We start from the raw sequence: 19,888 nt of genomic DNA, 5'->3' as shown, positions 1-19,888 counted from the left end.
GAACGGCATCACAAATTCGAGAAGAGATCCTGCACACCAACAAATACGGGTGTACAACTTGTGCATATCCACAGCTCACATGTAACCGACAAGGAGTCGCCTTATGAAGAGCCCATGCATGAGAAATGGATTCACCCTGATAGAGCTGATGATCGTGGTATCCATAATTGGCGTTCTCTCCGCCATCGCCATCCCTCAATTCAATGAATACCGATCGAGATCGAACGATACCGTGGCCACGGCCGACGCCAGGAACGCCATCAGCGTGATGGCTGCCGCCCAACTCTGAACGGAGTACAAAATGAAGACTCTTCCGCTCCTGCTGGCGCCAATGTTGATCACCGCCATTCCCTGCGCATCGGCCGCCACGATTTCATCCGGCGTCCCTATCCAGGCTGGGAATACCGGTTGTGAACTGCTCTCGGAAGCCGTGACGATCAATCTGTCCAGCAACGTCTACGGGGCCTACGCCTGTGACCTGGACAACAACGTCATACGCATAGCCACCTGCCACAAGGCCGGCAGCCGCAAGAAGAGCACGATCAACTGCGCAATCGTCAACGTGAACGGTGGTGCCAATGAATGGAACGACGCGTCCTGCAACGATAGCAAGGCCGAAGCGGCGGCGAATGGCGGAACGGCTCACACGTTCGAAACCGATGATAAGGGCAAGGCATTCTCCGCCTCTACATCGGGAGGAATAGTCGGCGCGGTAAGCCTTGCGGATTTCTGCAGTAGCGCCACGGTTCTGGAGTCGGTGGTTGGCCATTGAAGCGAAAAACCGCTGGAGACTGGAATGCTGGACGAAAAGCACGGGTAGCCCTTCACTTCCGCTCAGCTCGCAACTTTCCTGCGCTCTTTCGGCTATTTCAAGGCAGTAGCGCGATCGCCCGAATCAAGTAACCCGACAAAACACGCAAGGTATACAAGGAATGTCGAAATATCTGCGCTTATATCTACCAGACCGCATGGAGATGACACTTTCCCTGCGAACCAACTGTATAAAGCTTTATGCCGTATCGGCCATTATCACTAGCGCGGCAGCGACACTTTTCTCATCGCTCAGCCCACGCCAACCCATGACGATGGCACTGGACATGGGCATTTCCGCAATACGCCTGATCACCCCCTTGTTCATTTCCTTGCTTGCCCATGAGTTGATATTCAACGAGTTCAATCGCCGCCAGCCACTCATCGACCTGGCCTATCCATTGCCGCGCCATGCACTGCTCATCAGGCGTTTCGCAGCCACCTTCATCCTGTGCCTTGCATTGCTCCCGGTACTCGCCATACCCCTGGCGGCCAGCGCATTCATGATCGGCCACGGGCAACCCCAGGGCACACCACCGGGCCTGGGCCTGCCCTTTCTGCTCACGCTCTCGTTCATCGCCGCAGAGGCATGCGTCCTGTGCGCATTGGCCACCCTGCTTGCCACTGTAACCAGCACCCCGGGGCTCATCCTCGTCGGCACACTGGGCTTCACCCTGATCGCCCGCAGCCAGGGGACGCTCGACGGCTTGCCCGTTACCGAGGGAGGGCCGGCGGATAGCCGTGCCGGCCCTGGACTGCTGCACTACCTGCTGCCTGACCTGGGCCTCCTGGATGTGCGCATGATCACGCTCTATGACAAATGGGAGTTCCTGGAGGCGGGATGGCAGTGGTCGATCATCTCCGCCCTCTGCTATGCCATGGTCCTGCTGGGGCTTGCCTTGTGGTCAGTGCAACGCAAGGACTTCCCCTGAAATGCGGATCATGCCCCGGGCCTGTCACGCACTCGTCCTGCTCGCCATCGCCGCTTGCTGGCAGGCGGCTCGACAGCAGGCCACAGGATCGCACGATATGCCTATGCGCCCCGCCATGCCTGCCCCCGCCCTGGCAATCCTGCATGGCGGCGATCGTTATCTCGCCGCGAATGTCGAAGCAGTCCGCGTGACAGCGGCCAGCCTGCCGGATACACGAGAGAAGACCCGGCCACTGGCCCTGGCCCGGCAGCAGATCGCCAGGCTCAACCCCTGTCATGAGGACAACTACTACCTTGCAAACGGACTGCTGGCCTGGAGCGGCGCGGTCGAGGACAGCAACCGGATACTGCAGGCGGCGCTCGAATGCCGCTTCTGGGATGAAGTCCCGCTCTTCCTGCATGCCATCAACCTGGTCATTTTCCAGCACGACAGGCTTGGCGCGGCACATCGGCTGGAAGCAGCGGCCAGGCGGGTACAGGACAATGCCAGCGCACTGCACAAAATGGCCATCGTGCTGCGCAGCGAATCCATCGGCGACACCCGGTTGGCGCTGGACTACCTGATCGGCCAGCGCGATAGCGCCAGGGAGGCCGGCCTGCGCAACATGCTGGAAAAGCGCATCACCCGCCTGCATGGGCTACAGACCCTGCGTGACGCCCAAAGCCGTTATGAAAGCCGGCACGGACCGCTACAACGGCTGCAGCAACTGGTCGAGCACGGGCTGCTCGAGCGACTCCCCCACGACCCACTGCACCTGGGCTACCAGTTGAGCGACGACCGGATCGTCCTGAATACCCTGGAGCTTCCCCCGATGGAGCAAAGACCTTGAACACTGCCCTGTCCTTTCACCTGGTCAGCAAGACACTGAGGATCGGACGCGAACGCATCCAGATCCTGAGGGACGTGAGTTTCGAATTGAAGGAAGGCGAAACATTGGCTCTGCTCGGCCCGAACGGCGCGGGCAAGTCGACCTGTATCAGGATCATTCTGGACATGATCCGCGACTACCGGGGAAGCGTCACGCTACACGGACATGATGCGCGCCGCGCCCAGGCTCGCAGCCACGTCGCCTATGTAGCGGAGAACCCGTCACTGCATGAGCGCCTCACGCCCATGGAGGTCCTGCGAACGGGGCTTGCACGGCATGACATTCGCCGCAGTGACGCCAACGCCTGGTGCAAGTGCTGGCTGCAGAGGCTCGAAGTGGAGGAATATGCGCATTGCCTCATCGGCCGACTGCCCAAAGGGGCCACGCAGAAAGTGGCGCTGGCGCACGCCATGGCCGTTCAACCCAGGCTGCTGATCCTGGATGAACCCTTCTCAGGCCTCGACCCGTATGCCCACGGGAATGTCCTGCATATTCTCGATGAATACCGTCGCGCTGGCGGCTCGCTGTTCCTGACTTCTCACCGGTTGCAGAACATGGAGCGCCTTGCCGACCGGGTCGGCTTCATGCGCAAGGGAAAACTGCTGGCGGTCCGCCCATACCGGGAACTGGCAACCGAGCGGAAGGCTGACCTGATAATCCGTTACGAAGCCCGCCACGCGCTTTTCGACGAAAGTTCCAGCCCATGTCCGGGAGTATTCGAGTACAGGCTTGCGTACCTCGAACTACAGGCGAGCATCGCTCGTCTGCTCGCCCAGGGCGGCACGCTGCTCGCGATCCGGCCGGAGCTCTCGCTGGAAGACCTTTTCTTTCGGTTCGCTGCGCGGGACGGTGCCTGAAAAATCGTTCGCCGCCTCGCGAGTGGGAGAGCATCGGTTTGAAGCGAAACCTTCGTGGATACCTAGATGTGTCACCTATGTCTCTCAACACCGCACCGGTTGTCCTCGTCTCCCGGCTGAACACATTGCGCAACCTGCCACGGCTTTGGGCTTGTAGCGGCTGCCAGCCGCAAGCAGTCTCTCCGATTCGTACCGGACACCTCGAAATGGATGTGCCCCAAGCTCAGGAGTCCGGGCTCAGTGGCCGTAGCCTGGGGGATGTCCTCAAGGCGCCCGGCAGGAGGTATTCGCCCGCCAGCATGGGAATGAAGAGATAGTCGAAGGGCACCTCGAAATCCACCCCGGCATCCTTCCAGGCCTGCCAGACCAGCAAGGTGCAATAGGTGCCGCCAGCCTCGCCGACACGAAACGGCAGCCCCAGGGCCTGCCGCGCCTGTTGCACGGCCTGCACGCGCTGCCGGGGCAGGGCCTCGACGTGATAGATGGCATGGCGCTTCGATCGTTGCGGGTCGGTGAAGAACGCCAGGCTATCTATCACCACCGCAGCGGCCTGGCCGGGCCGCTCTGCCGGGGTGGCATGGATCACCTGCCAGTTTCCGGGCCCGCCGAGCAGCATGCCGACATGGCTGTACTGGCCACCATCCACGGCCATGACCATGGCACTGATGGCCTCGGTGCCCTCCCGGAAGACCAGGTCGCCCGGCTCGGCCCGTTCGGGCGGGGACACTGCCCAGCCCACCGGAGCCTGCAGCAACCCGAGCAGGAGGGCGCAGCGCAACCGCGACGCGCCCGTCACTTCAGGGCGATCTTCCAGTCGCCCTTTTCCTTGACCAGGCGCACCCGGTCATCCTGGCTCTTGCCATTCTTGTAGTTCAAGCGATTGTGCAGCGTCGCCTGGTTGCCGTCCTCGCTCACCGTCGACGACAGTACCTCGACGGAATCGAGGCCATCGTTGGCCTGGATTCTCGCCTGCAACTGCCCGACGATCATCTGCACCTTGCCCTTGGCCTGCACCATTTCGTTCGCACCGACATCGGCAAAGGAAATCAGCCCGATGGCCTTGTCCACATCGCCCTTGGCCGCGGCCTTGTAGAAGCTTTCGGTCGTCGCCTCCGGGCCACTGCCCGAGCAGGCCGCGAGCAATACCGCGAGCAAACTGAAGATTAACGCCCGAAAGGCCGCCTGGATCTGGTGCATGTCGATACCTGCCTGTTGATAATGAACCGGTGCAGTATACCCAAGGCTCCCGCTGGAAGCCTGAAGACACCCGACAGGACGGCAGGATGAACGAAGAACTGAGAATCACCGATATCCACCTGGGCAACGGCAAGGCCGTGGTCAGGGGTGCCCTGATCACCACCCAGTACAGGGGCACGCTCGAGGACGGAACGGAATTCGACTCTTCCTACCAACGCGGCAAACCGTTCCAGTGCGTGATCGGTACGGGCCGCGTGATCAAAGGCTGGGACCAGGGCCTGATGGGCATGCGAGTCGGTGGCAAACGCCAGCTATGGGTACCCGCGCACCTGGCCTACGGCGAACGCCGGATCGGCGAACATATCGGGCCGAACAGCAACCTGAACTTCGAGATCGAGCTGCTGGAAGTACTGACGCGGGATGATTGAATGCAAGGTCTTCGTGCCCATCACGGCCTGCCGGGACAGGCATCGTCCCACAGGCCGCGCTGAGCGTCGGTCATTGCTTCCGGCTTCGGGCCAAGCAACACCACCAGGCCGCAGGCCAGCGAACCGCGCCAGTGCAGGTAGTCGTGCCCACTGGCATATTCGGCGTGAGTGACCGGGTAGCCCTTGGCGCGCAACACATCGCGCAGGTGACGCGTGGTTGCCAGAATGCTGCCTGACTGGCCGCGCTTGCTCTCGAACAGCCCGGCTTCCAGATAGAAGCGCAAGGGCAGGCGATCCTGCCGCGCGTACTGGCGTGTCAGCCATTGCGGCTCCTCTTCCGCGGCGCCGTTGCCATTCGGCGCCTCGTTATCGGCCTTTCCCCACCAGAACGAGCCGGACTGGCTGAGTACGTTACCGAACCATTCGGGATGCCGCAGTGCGACGTAGGCCGAGGCCAGGCCGCCATAGCTGGAACCGGCGATGACGCTTTGCCCGGCGCTGGCGCCGATACCCTGGTTTCTGGCCCATGGCATCAGTTCCTCGGCGATAAAGCGTGCGAACAGCCGGTTGGGCGGCAGCTCCGCCGCGCGCGCGGCGGCATCCGGATTGCCAATCAGGATCGCCGCCGTCGGCGGGACGAGGCCATCGCTGCGCAGGTTATCGAGAATGGTCGGCGTGGGCACCCGGCCATCGTAGGCATGGGCATCGAACACCACCAGCAGCCCCCGCCCACTGGCCTCCGCCTGCCAGCCGGCGGGTCTATAGAGCGTGATCTCGCGGGTATTGCCGAGCAAGCGGCTGCTGAAAAGGTGCTTCTCGACCCGGCCCCGGCTGCTGTGCGCGCGCGGCTCGAGCCATGGTTGCAAGGGCGCCTGCGGCAATTGCAGGACCGATTGCCGCTGATAGCGATCGACCCCGGAAACGGGAAAGGTCATCGGGTTGAGCGGGTCGCGCTGCGCGGTGGCCAGGATGGCGCGCCGCCGCTCCAGCGCCGGCCGCGGCAGGCTCGGCACGTCCGGCGCCAGTTGGTAGCTGAGCCGGGCGCTGGCGGGCAGGCGGTAGCTGCGGTACCAGATATCGCTGTCGCCCAGGCGCCGCAAGGGGTCGTGATCGCCACTGGGGCTGCTGCGCAGCATTACGCCATGCCTCGCCCCGCGCCAGAGGAAACTTACCAGCAGTTCGCAGGGCCGGGCGCCTTCAGCGGTGCCGGCACATGCCTCTGCGGACAGGCTCTCGACCAATGGCGTGCCGCGTACCGCCATGTCCCGCCAGAACGCGTCGAGCGCGGCTTGCGCCGCCGCCCCCGACAACGACGCAAGCTGATCGGACAACTGTCGCAGCAGAGGGCTTCGCGGCGTGGCCGGCACCAGCCGTTGCGCGGTCTTCGGCAGTATTTGCTCAGTGACCAGGGTATAGCCGGCGCGCTCGGGGTCGCGGGCCAGCAGGCGGTAGGTGCCGCTGGCGGGCGCGACCAACATGAAGTCGCGCGACAACTCCCTGGCGTCGACCAGGCGCCGCAGGTGCCGACCCCGCTCGTCCTGCAGGTCCAGGCTGGCAATGCCGCCGATGACGCGCCCCCGCAGGAAGTCCCCGGCTTGCAGCGCCAGGGTCCACGAACGCTCGCTGGCATCGCCCCCGGCGACCCGCACCGGCACGCCTGGCGACAGTGTCGCGATCGCGCTGGCGGCCATGCCGGAATGGCTGGCCGCCAGCGCCATGCCCAGGACGCAGGCCCGGGCGAAGGCTTTTCCGCCCCCGGCGAACCGCCCGTGGTGATGACGGTGGCGCATGTTCAGAAGTCCACGCTGGCGGAAAGCTTGACGGTACGCGGAGCGCCCATGGTGGCAATGCCATCGTTGAAGCGGCCGCTCCAGTAGTTGCTGTCGGCCAGGTTCAGCACGCTGCCACGGAAGACCACGGCCTTGCCGGCGATCCGCGTGGTGTAGCGCGCACCGGCATCGAAGCGTTTCCAACTGGGCAGTTCCAGGTCGTTGGCCGGGTCGAGGTATTGCGAATCGGTGTAGGTCACCCGCGCATCCAGGGTCAGCCCGGCCAGCCAGGGAATATCCCACTCCGCCCCCAGGTTGCCGGTCCAGCGGGGGACCGCCGGGGCATCGTTGCCATCGTTGTTGCCGCCCGCGGTACTGACCAGCTTGCCCTGCAGATAGGCGATGCCGCCGAGCAGGCGCACCTGCGGCGTCAACTGGCCGAAGACGTTCCATTCGAGGCCACGGTTGCGCTGTTCGCCGTCGCCCTTCAACTCGGGCAGCGTAACGCCGGCCGTGTAGACGGAAATCGCGCTGGGCTTGGTGATCTGGTACAGGCTCAGGGTATTGGCGAAGTGGCCCGCGTCCCACTTCACGCCGGCTTCTACCTGCTTGGTCTGGTATGGCTCCAGCGTGTCCCCGGCGTTCGCATAGGTGTCGCCGACATACTGGCCGGCGCTCAGGCCTTCGATGTAGTTGGCGTAGAGCGAGATCGACGGCCCCCATGGCTTGACCACCAGGCCCAGCACCGGCGTCAGCCGGGCTTCGTCGTAATCGGCACTCTGCACCAGCGTGCGCGAGTTCCAGCTCTTGTTGCGCACCCGCTGGGAACGTGCGCCCAGGGTCAGCAGCAGCCTGTCGTCGATGAAGGACAGGGTATCCGCCAGCGACAGACTGGTGAAGGTATTCTCCGCGGTCCGGTTGACGCGGCCGACATCCCCGGGAAACAGCGGGTAGATGGGATGGTAGATATTGGTGATGTAGCTGGCGCTGGTGCTGCGGGATACATCCGCCAGCCCGGTTTCCCAGCTCAGGCCCGATACGCTGAGGACCACCTGGTGACCGACGCTGCCGGTGGCGAAGCGGCCCTGCAGCCCGGTTTCCGCCGTCGAACGCTCGTAGTCGCCCGCCTGGTGGTAGGTCTGCCCGCGGGCATTGCCGCTGTCATCGAGCACGACGACCCGGGTGCCATTCAGATAGCCCGAGTAACGGTACCTGGCCTTGCCCAGGGCGGCATAGGCGGTCCACTGCTCGCCGAGCGCATATTCGCCACGCACGATCACGCCTTCGGAATCCTGGTCGACGTAGATGCCGCGAAGGGCATTGGTATCGGCATCCGGTGCCTTGATGACGCGCCCCAGGGTGGCGAACCCGACATGCAACGAGCTGCCGTTGTACTGGTTCTGGTCGGTGCTGTAGGCATCCAGCTCCAGCTTCCAGTTGTCGCCACGGTAGTCCATGCCCAGCGAGAAGAAGCGCCGCAGCTTCTCCTGGTCTTCCACGCCCGTCTCGCCGTCGGCCCAGGCCGCATTGATGCGCACGCCCAGCCGCTGTTCGGCGCCGAAGCGACGGCCCAGGTCGAGCGCCAGGCCCAGCCGCGCATCGGACTCGTAGCTGCTGGTCAGGCGCGCCAGCGGCTCTTCCCCGGCACGCTTGGGGACAATGTTGATGGCGCCGCCAACCGCACCGAACGGGCTGATGCCGAACAGCATGGCCGCCGGCCCCTTGAAGACTTCCACGCGCTCGATGAACTCGGTCGGCACGTGCGCCCCGGGCAGCAGGCCGTACATGCCATTGAGGCTGACGTCGGTGGATACCAGGTCGAAACCGCGGATGGTGAAATTCTCCGCATTCAGTCCATCGCTGGTGGCGAAGCGCACCGAGGGGTCGTTATACAGCACGCCGGCCAGCGACGAACTCTGCTGGTCGGCGATGATCTGCGCGGTGTAAGAGGTGACGTTGAACGGCGCATCCATGATATCCACATTGCCCAGGATACCCAGCCGCGATCCGCGCGCCACCTGGCCACCGGCATACTCAGGCGGCAATTCGTCATGTGCGCTCAGCAACGTGCCACTGATGCCGATGCTGCCCAACTCCAGGGCCTCCGAGGGTACCGACAGCCGCATGATCAGCACACTGCTGCCATCCACCCAGCGAAAGCCCAGCCCGCTGTCCCGCAGCAGCAGCCCCAGGGCCTGCTCGGCGCTGTAGCTGCCCTTGATCGCACTGCTGCGCAAATCCGCCTCAAGCACGCCGTCGACGACCACGTCCAGCCCGCTCTGGCGGGTGAAGGCCAGCAACGCGGCACTGAGCGGCTGGGCCGGGATATCGAATGGTCGTTGCAGGGATTCCTCGCTGCCCTGCGCCGCCTCGGCGTGCATCGCCAGGGCCGGCAGAACGCCCGCCAGTACGCCGCTCAGTGCCAGCACAGGCCAGTTCACCGGCTTGCGCGCCCTCCCCTTACCGCTTCGTATCATGTCATTGTTCCTTGGCTGATGAATTCGAGAACGAGTCTCACCAGCAGGAAGACGCATGACCCCGGGAAATACCTGGGTGGGTCGCGAGATTTTTTCGTGGGCCGAGCGGCAAGCCCGCTCCTGCGCCAGTCGTTGCCCGGTTGCTCAGGCGTAGGGTGAGGTTAGCGGCGTGGTGCGCGCGGCTCACCCTACGCGGGGCCGCGGCGCGGCACTCGTTCCAGCAGGCCGTTGAAAAACCACCTGCTAGGACTGCGGGCGGATCAGGGTCAGCGGGCCGTAGCGGTCGATATGGATGGGCAGGGTCTTGCCAAGCAGGTCGAGCATGCCGTCCTTGCGCCGCAGGTCGATCAACAGGCTGACCGGGCGGCGCGCGAGGCGCCTGTCGGTGATCAGGATGGTGCCCGGGCGCCAGCGCTGCAGATGCTCGATCACCTCATCCAGCGGTGTGTCGAAGAACACCAGTTGGCCTTGGCGCCAGGCCAGCGCCTGCTGCGGATCGACCCCGCGCAGGTTGCCCAGCCCGCGACGGTCATAGCGCACGGATTGGCCGGCATCGAGCCGTACCTGCTGGCCCGCCGCGTCGACACGCACCTGGTGCTCGGTAACGATCACACGGACCCCCGCGGCTTCGTGGCTGACCGAAAAGGCGGTGCCCAGCGCGAGGCTGCGGCCGCCAGCGGCCTCCACGCCGAACGGACGCAGCGGATCGGCGGCGACCTGGAAGAACGCCTCGCCTTCGAGCAACTCGACCCGCCGCACGCTATCACTGAAATCGATACGGATGGCGCTATCGCCCGCCAGCTCGACAGTGGAGCCATCCGGCAGTCGCACATGCCTGAGTTCGCCGACCCGGGAGTGGAATTCGCCCCGGGGCTGCTGCAGGGCCAACGAACCGCCCGCCAGTACCACGCTGGCGGCACTGGCCCAGCCGAGCAGCCGTCGCCGTGACCAGCGTGCCGACACCGTGGCTTCGCCGGCGCCTGGCATCGGCGGCAGCTCGGCCGCATCCTGCCACAGCCCGGCCAGGCGCTCGTAGGCGGCGGCATGGCGCGGGTCGGCGGCCATCCAGCGTTGCCAGGCTTCCCGCTGGCCGGGGCGCATGTCCTCGTCGAGCATCAGGGCGAACCAGGTCGCGGCCTGACGCTCGATACTCGGCGAGGATTGGGATGACGTGGTTTCAGGCATGGTCCGGGCAGGCTCGCGGTCAGCGGGAGGGGGCGTCATGGTAACTCGCGGGTATGCTGTTCCAGCAGTTCCAGCGCCCGGACCATATGACTGAAAGCGGTTTTCGGCGAAATCCCCAGGCGCTCGCCGATCCTCGCATAGGTGAGCCCTTCCAGGCGCACCAGCAGGAAGACTTCACGGCAGCGTGGCGGCATGGCCTGAATGATGGCATACAGGCGTTCGAGCTGCTCGCTGGCGGCGATGCGCTGCTCCAGCGGCGGCGTCAGTGGTTCGTGACGCTGGCGCTGTTCCTCGGTGAGTTCCTCGCCCTGGCGATAGCGCTCGCGGCGGCGATGATCGACCAGCAGGTTGCGGGCGCTCTGGAACAGATAGGCGCGTACGCTCTCGATGCGCGAGCGATCTTCCCGCTCGGCCAGCTTCAGGAAAGTCTCCTGGGTCAGGTCGGCCGCCGTTTCCTGGCAACCGACGCGGCGCCTCAGGTAAACCTGCAATTCATCACGATGAGCCAGGAACAGGGCCTTGAGGTCGGCATCCGTCACATCATTCTCGAACGGTGGTTGGCGAAGCGGCGATTATTGATGGGAAGCATTCGCGCTACAAGCGCTTTGACTCGATATCCCAGGCCGATCGAGCTACGTGCCCGAAAAGCCGGAAACAGCGCAGGAAGGCTTCAGGCAGGACGAAAAGCACGCCGTTGCCTGGCCGAAACCAGGGTTTCCACCTCCAGCATCCAGCGCTTTTATCGAGGGCTTGACCGCTACAGCAGCATAGCGCGGTCGCCCTGCTCGATATCTTTCCACTGCCCCGGTTGCAGGCCATCCAGCGCCCAGGGGCCGATACGCACCCGCACCAGCCGCAGGGTGGGCAGGCCGACCGCGGCGGTCATGCGCCTGACCTGGCGATTGCGCCCCTCGCGAATGACCAGCTCCAGCCAGGCGGTAGGGATGCTCTTGCGAAAACGTACCGGCGGCTGGCGCGGCCAGAGCTCGGGCTCGCCCAGGCGCCGGGCCTCGGCGGGGCGCGTCGGCCCGTCGTTGAGCTGCACGCCGTCGCGCAGCCGCTGCAACTGCTCCTCGCCGATCTCGCCCTCGACCTGGACCCAATAGGTCTTCGGCAGTTTGTGCCGCGGATCGGCGATGCGTGCCTGCAAGCGGCCATCGTTGGTCAACAGCAGCAGGCCCTCGCTGTCCCGATCCAGACGGCCAGCCGGGTACAGGCCGGGCAGCGCGATGAAATCCTTGAGGGTGGCACGGCCTTGCTGGTCGGTGAACTGGGCCAGCACATCGAAGGGCTTGTTGAACAGCAGCAGCCGCGGCTGCTCGGGGGCCGGCCTGCCTACACGCCTGGGACGCTCGCCCCCCCGGTGACCGGAGCGTGGATCGGAGGGGCGACGAGGACGTGACATGGGGCGACGCTTCCAGGGCATAGGGCAGCGCACAGCATACATCAGCCATCGTCGGATGAGCCGTGCGCAGCTGAGCGATCATTCCCGGTGCGCACAGCGCACCCTACGGCGGCCGGCAGCCAATGGGCGCAGGCTGAAGGTGGCGGCCTGAACCCGCCCCAACACGGCGCAAGCATTGCGCCAACAGGGTGCACGAAACCCCTGTCGCCACCGATGAATAAAATAAAATCCTTTTGAATCATTAAGATAGTAAATGGCACGGACACTGCTAAGGGAGTCCCACAACTTGGATACAAGATGGAATCTCAGAGCATGTCCCACGCACTCACCCTGGCCGACTGGAAACTCGCCTACCTCGATGGCCAACGCCCCACCGAACGACTCGGCCAGTTGCTCGCCAGCCTCGACCAGGCGGACTGCGCCTGGATCAGCCTGGCCAGCGCGGAACAGTTGCAGGCCCAGTTGCACGAACTGGACGACCTGCTGGCCGAAGCCGGCGGCGATCTCGACAAGCTGCCGCTGTACGGCGTGCCGTTCGCCATCAAGGACAATATCGACGCAGCCGGCTGGCCCACCACCGCGGCCTGCCCGGGGTTCAGCCATATCGCCGGCAGCGATGCGCAGGTGGTCGCCCGCCTGCGCAAGGCCGGCGCGGTGCTGATCGGCAAGACCAACCTGGACCAGTTCGCCACCGGCCTGGTCGGCACCCGCTCGCCCTATGGCGAGGTGCCCAACAGTTTCGACCCGGCCTACGTCAGCGGCGGCTCCAGCTCCGGCTCCGCCAGCGTGGTCGCCCGCGGCCTGGTGCCGTTCTCCCTCGGCACCGACACCGCCGGTTCGGGCCGGGTGCCGGCGGGCTTCAACAATATCGTCGGCCTCAAGCCGAGCAAGGGCTGGCTCTCCACCAGCGGCCTGCTGCCCGCCTGCCGGACGCTGGACTGCATCTCGGTGTTCGCCCTGAGCGTGGCCGACGCCGCCAGCGTGGCAGCCCTGGCTGGCGGCTACGATGCCGCCGACCCGTACTCGCGGCGCAATCCCAACAGCGCGCCAGTGGGCATGGGCGCCACGCCGCGCTTCGCGGTACCGGACACACTGGAGTTCTTCGGCGACAGCCAGGCCCGGGCCGCCCATGAGCAGGCGCTGGAACGCCTGGCGGCACTCGGCGTGAAGTTGCAAAGCATCGACTTCACACCCTTCCGCCTGCTGGCCGAGCAGCTCTACCAGGGCGCCTGGGTCGCGGAACGCACCGTCGCCCTGGAGAATGTCGATGCCGAACAGATCGAACCGGTGGTGCGCGGCATCGTCGCCAACGGCCATGACTACAGCGCCTGCGACGCCTACCGCGCCGAATACCGGCGCGCCGAACTGAGCCGCCGGATCAACGATCTGCTGGCCGGCTTCGACGCCCTGGTCGTCCCCACCAGCCCGACCATCCGTACCCGTGCGCAGATGGCCGAAGAGCCGGTGCTGTTCAACAGCCAGTTCGGCACCTATACCAACTTCACCAACCTGGCCGACCTCTGCGCCCTGGCCCTGCCGGCCAGCCTGCGCGCGGATGGCTTGCCAGCCGGTATCACGCTGATCGCCCCGGCCTGGCACGACCAGGCGCTGAGCGCCTTCGGCCAGCGCTGGCAGGCACATATCGACCTGCCCCTCGGCGCCACCGGGCGGCGCCTGCCGGCGCTGGCGGGCCAACCGGCCGCGGCCGCGCCGGGCAGCGTACGGCTGGCCGTGGTCGGCGCGCACCTGACCGGCATGCCGCTCAACTTCCAGCTCACCAGCCGCGATGCGGTGCTGGTCGAGCAGACCCTGACCTCCGCCGACTACCGCCTCTACGCCCTGGCCGGCAGCGTGCCGCCCAAGCCCGGGCTGGCCCGGGCCGAGGATGGCGTGCCGATCATCGTCGAACTGTGGGATATCCCACTGGCGCGCTTCGGCGAGTTCGTCGCGGAGATTCCCGCGCCGCTGGGCATCGGCAACCTGACCCTGGCCGATGGCCGCAGTGTGAAAGGCTTCATCTGCGAGCCCTGGGCCCTGCGCCAGGCGCGCGACATCACCGCCTTCGGCGGCTGGCGCGCCTTCATCAGCGGCACCACGCCATGCAACTGACCGGCGCCAGCCGCCGCCAGCAACGACCCGCCAACCTGGCCGAGCATATCTATGCCCGGCTCAAGGACGACATCGGCCAGTTCCGCCTGCTGCCCGGCGACCGCTTTTCCGAAGGCGAGATCGCCACGCGCATGGCGGTCAGCCGCACGCCGGTGCGCCAGGCCCTGGACCGCCTGGCGCGCGAAGGCTACCTGGAGGTGTATTTCCGCAGCGGCTGGCAAGTACGGCCCTTCGATTTCGAACGTTTCGAAGAGCTCTACGAGGTCCGCGTCACCCTGGAAATGGAGGCCGTCAGGCGCCTGTGCGAGCGCCCCGCGAACGTGCTGCATGCCGCACTCGAATCACTCATGCGCACCTGGATAGTGCATGAAGAAGAAAGACTGAGCGATGAAGCGGCGCTCAGCCAGCTCGACGAGCAGTTCCACTGCCATCTGCTGGAGTTGGCCGGAAATCGGGAAATGGCACGGATCCACCGGGAAACCAGCGAGAAAATCCGCATTATCCGGCGTCTCGACTTCACCCAGGGCGAGCGCGTGGCGGCCACCTACGAAGAACATGCGGAGATTCTCCGGGCAATTCTCGCGCGGCGCCGCGATGAGGCACAGCAATTGCTCAGGAACCATATAGAGGCCAGCAAGGCAGCGGTACGCACCATCACCCTGCATATGCTGCACAACGCCCGGCGGCCGGCCACGCCCCGGCAGGAAGTCCCCTCTTCAACAATGGAGCAACCACCATGCAAAGACGCAGTCTGATCAAGGCCTTCACCCTCTCCGCCTCCATCGTCGCCATGGGCATGTCCTGGACCCTCCAGGCCGCCGAGACGATCAAGGTCGGCATCCTGCATTCGCTGTCCGGCACCATGGCCATCTCCGAAACCTCGCTGAAAGACATGGCGCTGATGACCATCGACGAGATCAACGCCAAGGGCGGCGTGCTCGGCAAGCAACTGGAGCCGGTGGTGGTCGACCCGGCCTCCAACTGGCCGCTGTTCGCCGAACGCGGCCGCCAGTTGCTGACCCAGGACAAGGTCGCCGTGACCTTCGGCTGCTGGACCAGCGTGTCGCGAAAATCGGTACTGCCGGTCTATGAAGAGCTCAACGGCCTGCTGTTCTATCCGGTGCAGTACGAGGGCGAGGAAATGTCGCCGAACGTCTTCTACACCGGCGCCGCGCCGAACCAGCAGGCGATCCCGGCGGTGGAATACCTGCTCAGCGAGGATGGCGGCGGCGCCAGGCGCTTCTTCCTGCTCGGCACCGACTACGTCTACCCGCGCACCACCAACAAGATCCTGCGCGCCTTCCTGCACAGCAAGGGCGTGCAGGACAAGGACATCGAAGAGGTCTACACACCGTTCGGCCACAGCGACTACCAGACCATCGTCGCCAACATCAAGAAGTTCTCCGCCGGCGGCAAGACCGCGGTGGTCTCCACCGTCAACGGCGACTCCAACGTGCCGTTCTACAAGGAACTGGCCAACCAGGGCATCGAAGCCACCGAAGTGCCGGTGGTGGCCTTCTCGGTGGGCGAAGAAGAACTGCGCGGCATCGACACCAAGCCGCTGGTCGGCCACCTGGCGGCGTGGAACTACTTCCAGTCGGTGGAGAACCCGGTCAACGAGGAATTCGTCGCCAAATGGAAGGCCTACGCCAAGGCCAGGAACCTGCCCAACGCCGCCAGCGTGGTGACCAACGACCCGATGGAGGCCACCTACGTCGGCCTGCACATGTGGGCGCAGGCGGTCGAGAAGGCCGGCACCACCGATGTCGACAAGGTACGTGCCGCCATGGCCGGCCAGGAATTCGCCGCGCCGAGCGGCTTCACGCTGAAGATGGACGAGAAGAACCACCACCTGCACAAGCCGGTGATGATCGGCGAGATCCAGGATGATGGGCAGTTCTCGGTGGTCTGGGAAACCGACGGTCCGATCCGCGCCCAGCCGTGGAGCCCGTATATCGAAGGCAACGACAAGAAACCGGATCACCCGCAGAAAAGCAACTGACGATAACCGCGCGGGAGGCTTGAGGTTCAACGTGCGAACGACGCCTCGGCTTCCCGCCGCGCAAACCATCTAAAGCGCTGAAGGTTGGCAGAGGCGACCTCGTCCAGCCTCCAGCGCCCTTAATCGTCTCCTTTCCTTCGAGGGCCGTTCATGCCCACTGCCTTTACCGGAATGCTCCTGGGCCTGCTGCTGTTGCTGCCCCTTGGCGCCAGCGCCAGCGAGGCCGACGACTTCGTCGCCGCCAATGCCGGGCGGCAGACACAACTGCTGCAGGACTGGGCCGCCAGCCCCAGCCGCGAGCGCCTGCCATTGCTGCTGGCGCTGCAACAGGGGCGTATCGCCGCCGATAGCGACAAACGCGCATTCATCGAGCAGGATGGCGCCTGGCAGGCCGCTGACGGCGGCGCCGCGGCCAGCGGCACGCCGCGCAAGCTGCGCCTGAACAACCGCCTGCGCGGCCTGCTCGCCACTACCCTGGCCAGCCACCAGTTGCTCAGTGCCGACAGCGCCGAGCGGCTGGCCGCCGCCCGCCAGTTGCAGCGCTCGGCCCAGCCCGGGCAACTGCAACGACTCGGCGCCCTGCACGCCGGGGAACGCGACGATGCCGTCCGCGATGCCCTCGCCCTGGCGCTGGCCAACCTGCAACTGACCGATGCCGATCCGGCGGTGCGCCTGGCCGCCGCGCGCCTGCTCGGCGAAACCGGCGAACCGCAGGCGCGCAGCCGCCTGGAGGCCCTGCTGCAAGCCGACGTGGAAAGCGACCCGGCGGTGCGCACCGCCGCCGAAACCAGCCTGGCGCAGGTCAAGCGCAAGCTGCTGGTCGGCGAGCTGCTCGGCCAGGCCTTCAGCGGCATGAGCCTGGGCTCGGTACTGTTGCTGGCGGCCCTCGGCCTGGCGATCACCTTCGGCCTGCTCGGGGTGATCAACATGGCCCATGGCGAGATGCTGATGCTCGGCGCCTACTCCACCTACCTGGTGCAACTGGCGTTCCAGCGCCTGGCGCCGCAGTTCCTCGACTTCTACCCGCTGGCCGCGCTGCCGGTGGCGTTCTGCGTCAGCGCCACGGTCGGCATGGCGCTGGAGCGCGGCATCATCCGCCACCTCTATGGCCGCCCGCTGGAAACCCTGCTGGCGACCTGGGGCATCAGCCTGATCCTGATCCAGGCGGTGCGCGTACTGTTCGGCGCGCAGAACGTCGAAGTGGCCAACCCGTCCTGGCTGTCCGGCGGCCTGCAGGTGCTACCCAACCTGGTGCTGCCGTACAACCGTATCGTCATCATCGTCTTCGCGCTCTTTGTCGTCGCCTTGACATGGTGCTTGCTGAACAGGACCCGCCTCGGCCTGAACGTGCGCGCAGTGACGCAGAACCGCAACATGGCCGCCTGCTGCGGCGTGCCCACCGGGCGCGTGGACATGCTCGCCTTCGGCCTCGGCTCGGGCATCGCCGGCCTCGGCGGCGTGGCCCTGAGCCAGATCGGCAACGTCGGCCCGGACCTCGGCCAGAGCTACATCATCGACTCTTTCCTGGTGGTGGTGCTGGGCGGCGTCGGCCAGTTGGCCGGTAGCGTGCTGGCCGCCTTCGGCTTAGGGCTGGCCAACAAGATCCTGGAGCCGCAGATCGGTGCGGTGCTGGGCAAGATCCTCATCCTGGCGCTGATCATCCTGTTCATCCAGAAGCGCCCGCAGGGACTGTTCGCCTTGAAAGGGAGGCTGATCGACTGATGAAAGCCGCCATCTTCACTGCCTTGCCGGCACAGAAACTCGCAATCGCGCGGACAGACTTGTTTCAATGCGCGGCTCAGCCACAGCGCCGTACGGGCTCCCTTCTCCCCTTGCGGGAGAAGGGTTGGGGGAGAGGGAGAACGCCTGTGCACACCGCCTGCCCTGGAGAGCATCGCCCATGAACCAGCCCCTCGCACTGACGCTGGCGCAGAAAGCCGGCCCCGGGCTGACGCTGGCGCTGGCCGTGGTGGTCGCCGCCATCCTGCTCGCCATGCCGCTGCTGCACCTGCTGCCGGCGGAACATGCCCTGCATGTCTCGGCCTATACCCTGACCCTGGTCGGCAAGATCCTCTGCTACTGCGTCGTCGCCCTGGCCCTCGACCTGGTCTGGGGCTATGCCGGGCTGCTGTCGCTGGGGCACGGGCTGTTCTTCGCCCTCGGCGGCTACGCCATGGGCATGTACCTGATGCGCCAGAGCGCCGGCGATGGCCTGCCGGCCTTCATGAGCTTCCTGGCCTGGAACGAACTGCCCTGGTACTGGTACGGCACCAGCAGTTTCCTCTGGGCGCTGTGCCTGGTGGTGCTGGTGCCGGGCCTGCTGGCGCTGGTGTTCGGCTTCTTCGCCTTCCGCTCGCGGATCAAGGGTGTGTATTTCTCGATCATGACCCAGGCGCTGACCTTCGCCGGCATGCTGCTGTTCTTCCGCAACGAGACCGGCTTCGGCGGCAACAACGGCTTCACTGATTTCCGCAGCATCCTCGGCTTCGCCATCACCGCGCCGGGCACCCGCGCGGCGCTGTTCATCGCCACCGTCGCGCTGCTCGCCGGCAGCCTGTACCTGGGCTTCGCGCTGGCGCGCAGCAAGTTCGGGCGCATCCTCACCGCGGTGCGCGACGCGGAGAACCGCCTGATGTTCTGCGGCTACGATCCGCGTGGCTACAAGCTGTTCATCTGGGTGCTGAGCGCAGTGCTGTGCGGCCTCGCCGGGGCGCTCTACGTGCCGCAGGTCGGCATCATCAACCCCAGCGAGATGGCGCCCACGCAATCCATCGAGGCGGCGGTGTGGGTCGCCCTCGGCGGGCGCGGCACGCTGGTCGGCCCGCTGCTCGGCGCCGGCCTGGTCAACGGCATGAAGAGCTGGTTCACCGTGGCCTTCCCGGAATACTGGCTGTTCGCCCTCGGCGCGCTGTTCATCATCGTCACCCTGTACCTGCCCAAGGGCCTGATCGGCCTGCTGCACCGGAGGGACAGGCCATGAGCGCCAGCGCGCAAGACAGCTCGCACCTGGCGGGCAGCGGCCGCGAAGCCATCGGCCTCGGCCACGTCGCCGGCCAGGGGCTGGATACCCGCCACGGCACCATCCTCAGCCTGGAGGACATCCATGTCAGCTTCGACGGTTTCAAGGCCCTCAGCGACCTGACCCTGTACATCGGCGTCGGCGAACTGCGCTGCATCATCGGCCCCAACGGCGCCGGCAAGACCACCCTGATGGACGTGATCACCGGCAAGACCCGCCCCACCAGCGGCAGCGCCTTCTTCGGCGAAACCCTCGACCTGGCGCGCCTGAGCGAGCCACAGATCGCCCAGGCCGGGATCGGCCGCAAGTTCCAGAAGCCGACGGTGTTCGAGGCTCTGTCGGTGTTCGAAAACCTGGAACTGGCGCAGCAGGCCGACCGCTCGGTATGGGCCAGCCTGCGCGCACGCCTCTCTGGTGAACAGCGCGACGGCATCGACGAGGTGCTGCACAGCATCCGCCTCCACGACCAACGCCAGCGCCAGGCCGGGCTGCTGTCCCACGGGCAGAAGCAGTTCCTGGAGATCGGCATGCTGCTGGTGCAGCAACCAAGGTTGCTGCTGCTCGACGAGCCGGTGGCGGGCATGACCGACGCGGAAACCGAATTCACCGCCGAACTGTTCAAGTCCCTGGCGCGCAAGCACTCGCTGATGGTGGTTGAGCACGACATGGGCTTCGTCGGCAGCATCGCCGACCACGTCACCGTGCTGCACCAGGGCAGCGTACTGGCCGAGGGCTCGCTGGCCCAAGTGCAGAACGATGAGCGGGTGATAGAAGTGTATCTCGGACGATAAAGCCGATAAAAGCGCTGGAGGCTGGACGAGGGAGTCGCT

Annotated in this window: 19 protein-coding genes; 12 read left to right on the top strand and 7 right to left on the bottom strand. The window is 65.6% G+C overall.

Going from position 1 to position 19,888, the window contains the following annotated elements; genetic code table 11:
• Nucleotides 1–118 precede the first annotated feature (118 nt).
• The 5 genes from DNJ95_RS19705 to DNJ95_RS15880 all read left to right on the top strand — a co-directional run bounded on the left by DNJ95_RS19705 (nt 119) and on the right by DNJ95_RS15880 (nt 3,467).
• The gene (locus DNJ95_RS19705; protein ID WP_338069391.1) at nt 119–289 is read left to right on the top strand and encodes a type IV pilin protein; all 171 of its coding nucleotides are present in this window, start codon (nt 119–121) and stop codon (nt 287–289) included.
• A gap of 12 nt (nt 290–301) precedes the next feature.
• On the top strand, nt 302–772 hold the full coding sequence (locus DNJ95_RS15895) for a hypothetical protein (protein ID WP_131185706.1): 471 nt from the start codon (nt 302–304) through the stop codon (nt 770–772).
• Nucleotides 773–932: 160 nt separating this feature from the next.
• A complete protein-coding gene (locus DNJ95_RS15890) occupies nt 933–1,742 on the top strand; it encodes an ABC-2 transporter permease (protein ID WP_131185705.1) in 810 nt (269 codons plus the stop codon).
• Between the two features lie 97 nt (nt 1,743–1,839).
• On the top strand, nt 1,840–2,571 hold the full coding sequence (locus DNJ95_RS15885) for a hypothetical protein (RefSeq protein ID WP_242671982.1): 732 nt from the start codon (nt 1,840–1,842) through the stop codon (nt 2,569–2,571).
• Entirely contained in the window at nt 2,568–3,467 is a 900-nt protein-coding gene (locus DNJ95_RS15880) for an ABC transporter ATP-binding protein (protein WP_131185704.1), read from the top strand. The genes DNJ95_RS15885 and DNJ95_RS15880 overlap by 4 nt, the downstream gene beginning before the upstream one ends.
• A gap of 223 nt (nt 3,468–3,690) precedes the next feature.
• Here DNJ95_RS15880 and DNJ95_RS15875 read toward each other — a convergent pair whose 3' ends face one another.
• Entirely contained in the window at nt 3,691–4,194 is a 504-nt protein-coding gene (locus DNJ95_RS15875) for a YiiX/YebB-like N1pC/P60 family cysteine hydrolase (RefSeq protein WP_207388776.1), read from the bottom strand.
• Nucleotides 4,195–4,259: 65 nt separating this feature from the next.
• Nucleotides 4,260–4,664: a DUF4878 domain-containing protein gene (locus DNJ95_RS15870; protein WP_131185702.1), complete on the bottom strand. Its 405-nt coding sequence runs from the start codon at nt 4,662–4,664 to the stop codon at nt 4,260–4,262.
• Between the two features lie 86 nt (nt 4,665–4,750).
• Here DNJ95_RS15870 and DNJ95_RS15865 point away from each other — a divergent pair, with 86 nt between their 5' ends.
• Entirely contained in the window at nt 4,751–5,092 is a 342-nt protein-coding gene (locus DNJ95_RS15865; RefSeq protein ID WP_131185701.1) for an FKBP-type peptidyl-prolyl cis-trans isomerase, read from the top strand.
• Between the two features lie 20 nt (nt 5,093–5,112).
• On the opposite strand, the gene DNJ95_RS15860 is transcribed toward DNJ95_RS15865, so the two are convergent.
• The 5 genes from DNJ95_RS15860 to DNJ95_RS15840 form a co-directional block, all read right to left on the bottom strand.
• Nucleotides 5,113–6,882 (bottom strand): enterochelin esterase domain-containing protein, encoded by a 1,770-nt coding sequence (locus tag DNJ95_RS15860; RefSeq protein WP_242671981.1) that lies wholly within the window; start codon nt 6,880–6,882, stop codon nt 5,113–5,115.
• A gap of 2 nt (nt 6,883–6,884) precedes the next feature.
• Nucleotides 6,885–9,338: a TonB-dependent receptor gene (locus DNJ95_RS15855; RefSeq protein ID WP_165491634.1), complete on the bottom strand. Its 2,454-nt coding sequence runs from the start codon at nt 9,336–9,338 to the stop codon at nt 6,885–6,887.
• A 243-nt stretch (nt 9,339–9,581) separates the two neighbouring features.
• Complete coding sequence (locus DNJ95_RS15850) at nt 9,582–10,562, bottom strand: FecR family protein (RefSeq protein ID WP_131185699.1); 981 nt, start codon at nt 10,560–10,562, stop codon at nt 9,582–9,584.
• A complete protein-coding gene (locus DNJ95_RS15845; protein WP_131185698.1) occupies nt 10,559–11,062 on the bottom strand; it encodes an RNA polymerase sigma factor in 504 nt (167 codons plus the stop codon). Before DNJ95_RS15845 ends, DNJ95_RS15850 begins: the two co-directional genes overlap by 4 nt.
• 218 nt (nt 11,063–11,280) lie before the next feature.
• On the bottom strand, nt 11,281–11,928 hold the full coding sequence (locus DNJ95_RS15840; RefSeq protein WP_131185697.1) for a pseudouridine synthase: 648 nt from the start codon (nt 11,926–11,928) through the stop codon (nt 11,281–11,283).
• Between the two features lie 312 nt (nt 11,929–12,240).
• Between DNJ95_RS15840 and atzF the strand changes: the two genes are divergently transcribed.
• The 6 genes from atzF (at nt 12,241) to urtD (ending at nt 19,849) form a co-directional block, all read left to right on the top strand.
• Nucleotides 12,241–14,037, top strand: coding sequence for an allophanate hydrolase (atzF, locus tag DNJ95_RS15835; protein WP_420824394.1), 1,797 nt, complete (start codon nt 12,241–12,243; stop codon nt 14,035–14,037).
• Nucleotides 14,028–14,792, top strand: coding sequence for a GntR family transcriptional regulator (locus DNJ95_RS15830; RefSeq protein ID WP_131185695.1), 765 nt, complete (start codon nt 14,028–14,030; stop codon nt 14,790–14,792). Before atzF ends, DNJ95_RS15830 begins: the two co-directional genes overlap by 10 nt.
• Nucleotides 14,774–16,039, top strand: a complete 1,266-nt coding sequence (gene urtA, locus DNJ95_RS15825; protein WP_131185694.1) for an urea ABC transporter substrate-binding protein — start codon at nt 14,774–14,776, stop codon at nt 16,037–16,039. Before DNJ95_RS15830 ends, urtA begins: the two co-directional genes overlap by 19 nt.
• 150 nt (nt 16,040–16,189) lie before the next feature.
• A complete protein-coding gene (gene urtB, locus DNJ95_RS15820; RefSeq protein ID WP_131185693.1) occupies nt 16,190–17,761 on the top strand; it encodes an urea ABC transporter permease subunit UrtB in 1,572 nt (523 codons plus the stop codon).
• 178 nt (nt 17,762–17,939) lie between these two features.
• Complete coding sequence (urtC, locus tag DNJ95_RS15815; protein WP_131185692.1) at nt 17,940–19,019, top strand: urea ABC transporter permease subunit UrtC; 1,080 nt, start codon at nt 17,940–17,942, stop codon at nt 19,017–19,019.
• Nucleotides 19,016–19,849 (top strand): urea ABC transporter ATP-binding protein UrtD, encoded by an 834-nt coding sequence (gene urtD / locus DNJ95_RS15810; protein ID WP_131185691.1) that lies wholly within the window; start codon nt 19,016–19,018, stop codon nt 19,847–19,849. Before urtC ends, urtD begins: the two co-directional genes overlap by 4 nt.
• Nucleotides 19,850–19,888: the final 39 nt, after the last annotated feature.

The organism is Stutzerimonas kirkiae, from assembly GCF_004327335.1.
In the GTDB taxonomy this organism is placed as follows: domain Bacteria; phylum Pseudomonadota; class Gammaproteobacteria; order Pseudomonadales; family Pseudomonadaceae; genus Stutzerimonas; species Stutzerimonas kirkiae.
Note: the sequence above shows the minus strand (reverse complement) of the source record. Positions and strands in the feature narration are given on the sequence as shown.

Coding starts and splice junctions, on each gene's coding strand:
- urtB (WP_131185693.1), top strand. CDS start 16,190: ATGCCCACTGCCTTTACCGGAATGCTCCTGGGCCTGCTGCTGTTGCTG.
- DNJ95_RS15830 (WP_131185695.1), top strand. CDS start 14,028: ATGCAACTGACCGGCGCCAGCCGCCGCCAGCAACGACCCGCCAACCTG.
- DNJ95_RS15885 (WP_242671982.1), top strand. CDS start 1,840: ATGCCTATGCGCCCCGCCATGCCTGCCCCCGCCCTGGCAATCCTGCAT.
- DNJ95_RS15870 (WP_131185702.1), bottom strand. CDS start 4,664: ATGCACCAGATCCAGGCGGCCTTTCGGGCGTTAATCTTCAGTTTGCTC.
- DNJ95_RS15850 (WP_131185699.1), bottom strand. CDS start 10,562: ATGACGCCCCCTCCCGCTGACCGCGAGCCTGCCCGGACCATGCCTGAA.
- DNJ95_RS15895 (WP_131185706.1), top strand. CDS start 302: ATGAAGACTCTTCCGCTCCTGCTGGCGCCAATGTTGATCACCGCCATT.
- DNJ95_RS15855 (WP_165491634.1), bottom strand. CDS start 9,338: ATGATACGAAGCGGTAAGGGGAGGGCGCGCAAGCCGGTGAACTGGCCT.
- DNJ95_RS15890 (WP_131185705.1), top strand. CDS start 933: ATGTCGAAATATCTGCGCTTATATCTACCAGACCGCATGGAGATGACA.
- DNJ95_RS15865 (WP_131185701.1), top strand. CDS start 4,751: ATGAACGAAGAACTGAGAATCACCGATATCCACCTGGGCAACGGCAAG.
- DNJ95_RS15840 (WP_131185697.1), bottom strand. CDS start 11,928: ATGTCACGTCCTCGTCGCCCCTCCGATCCACGCTCCGGTCACCGGGGG.
- DNJ95_RS15860 (WP_242671981.1), bottom strand. CDS start 6,882: ATGCGCCACCGTCATCACCACGGGCGGTTCGCCGGGGGCGGAAAAGCC.
- urtC (WP_131185692.1), top strand. CDS start 17,940: ATGAACCAGCCCCTCGCACTGACGCTGGCGCAGAAAGCCGGCCCCGGG.
- atzF (WP_420824394.1), top strand. CDS start 12,241: ATGTCCCACGCACTCACCCTGGCCGACTGGAAACTCGCCTACCTCGAT.
- urtA (WP_131185694.1), top strand. CDS start 14,774: ATGCAAAGACGCAGTCTGATCAAGGCCTTCACCCTCTCCGCCTCCATC.
- urtD (WP_131185691.1), top strand. CDS start 19,016: ATGAGCGCCAGCGCGCAAGACAGCTCGCACCTGGCGGGCAGCGGCCGC.
- DNJ95_RS19705 (WP_338069391.1), top strand. CDS start 119: ATGAGAAATGGATTCACCCTGATAGAGCTGATGATCGTGGTATCCATA.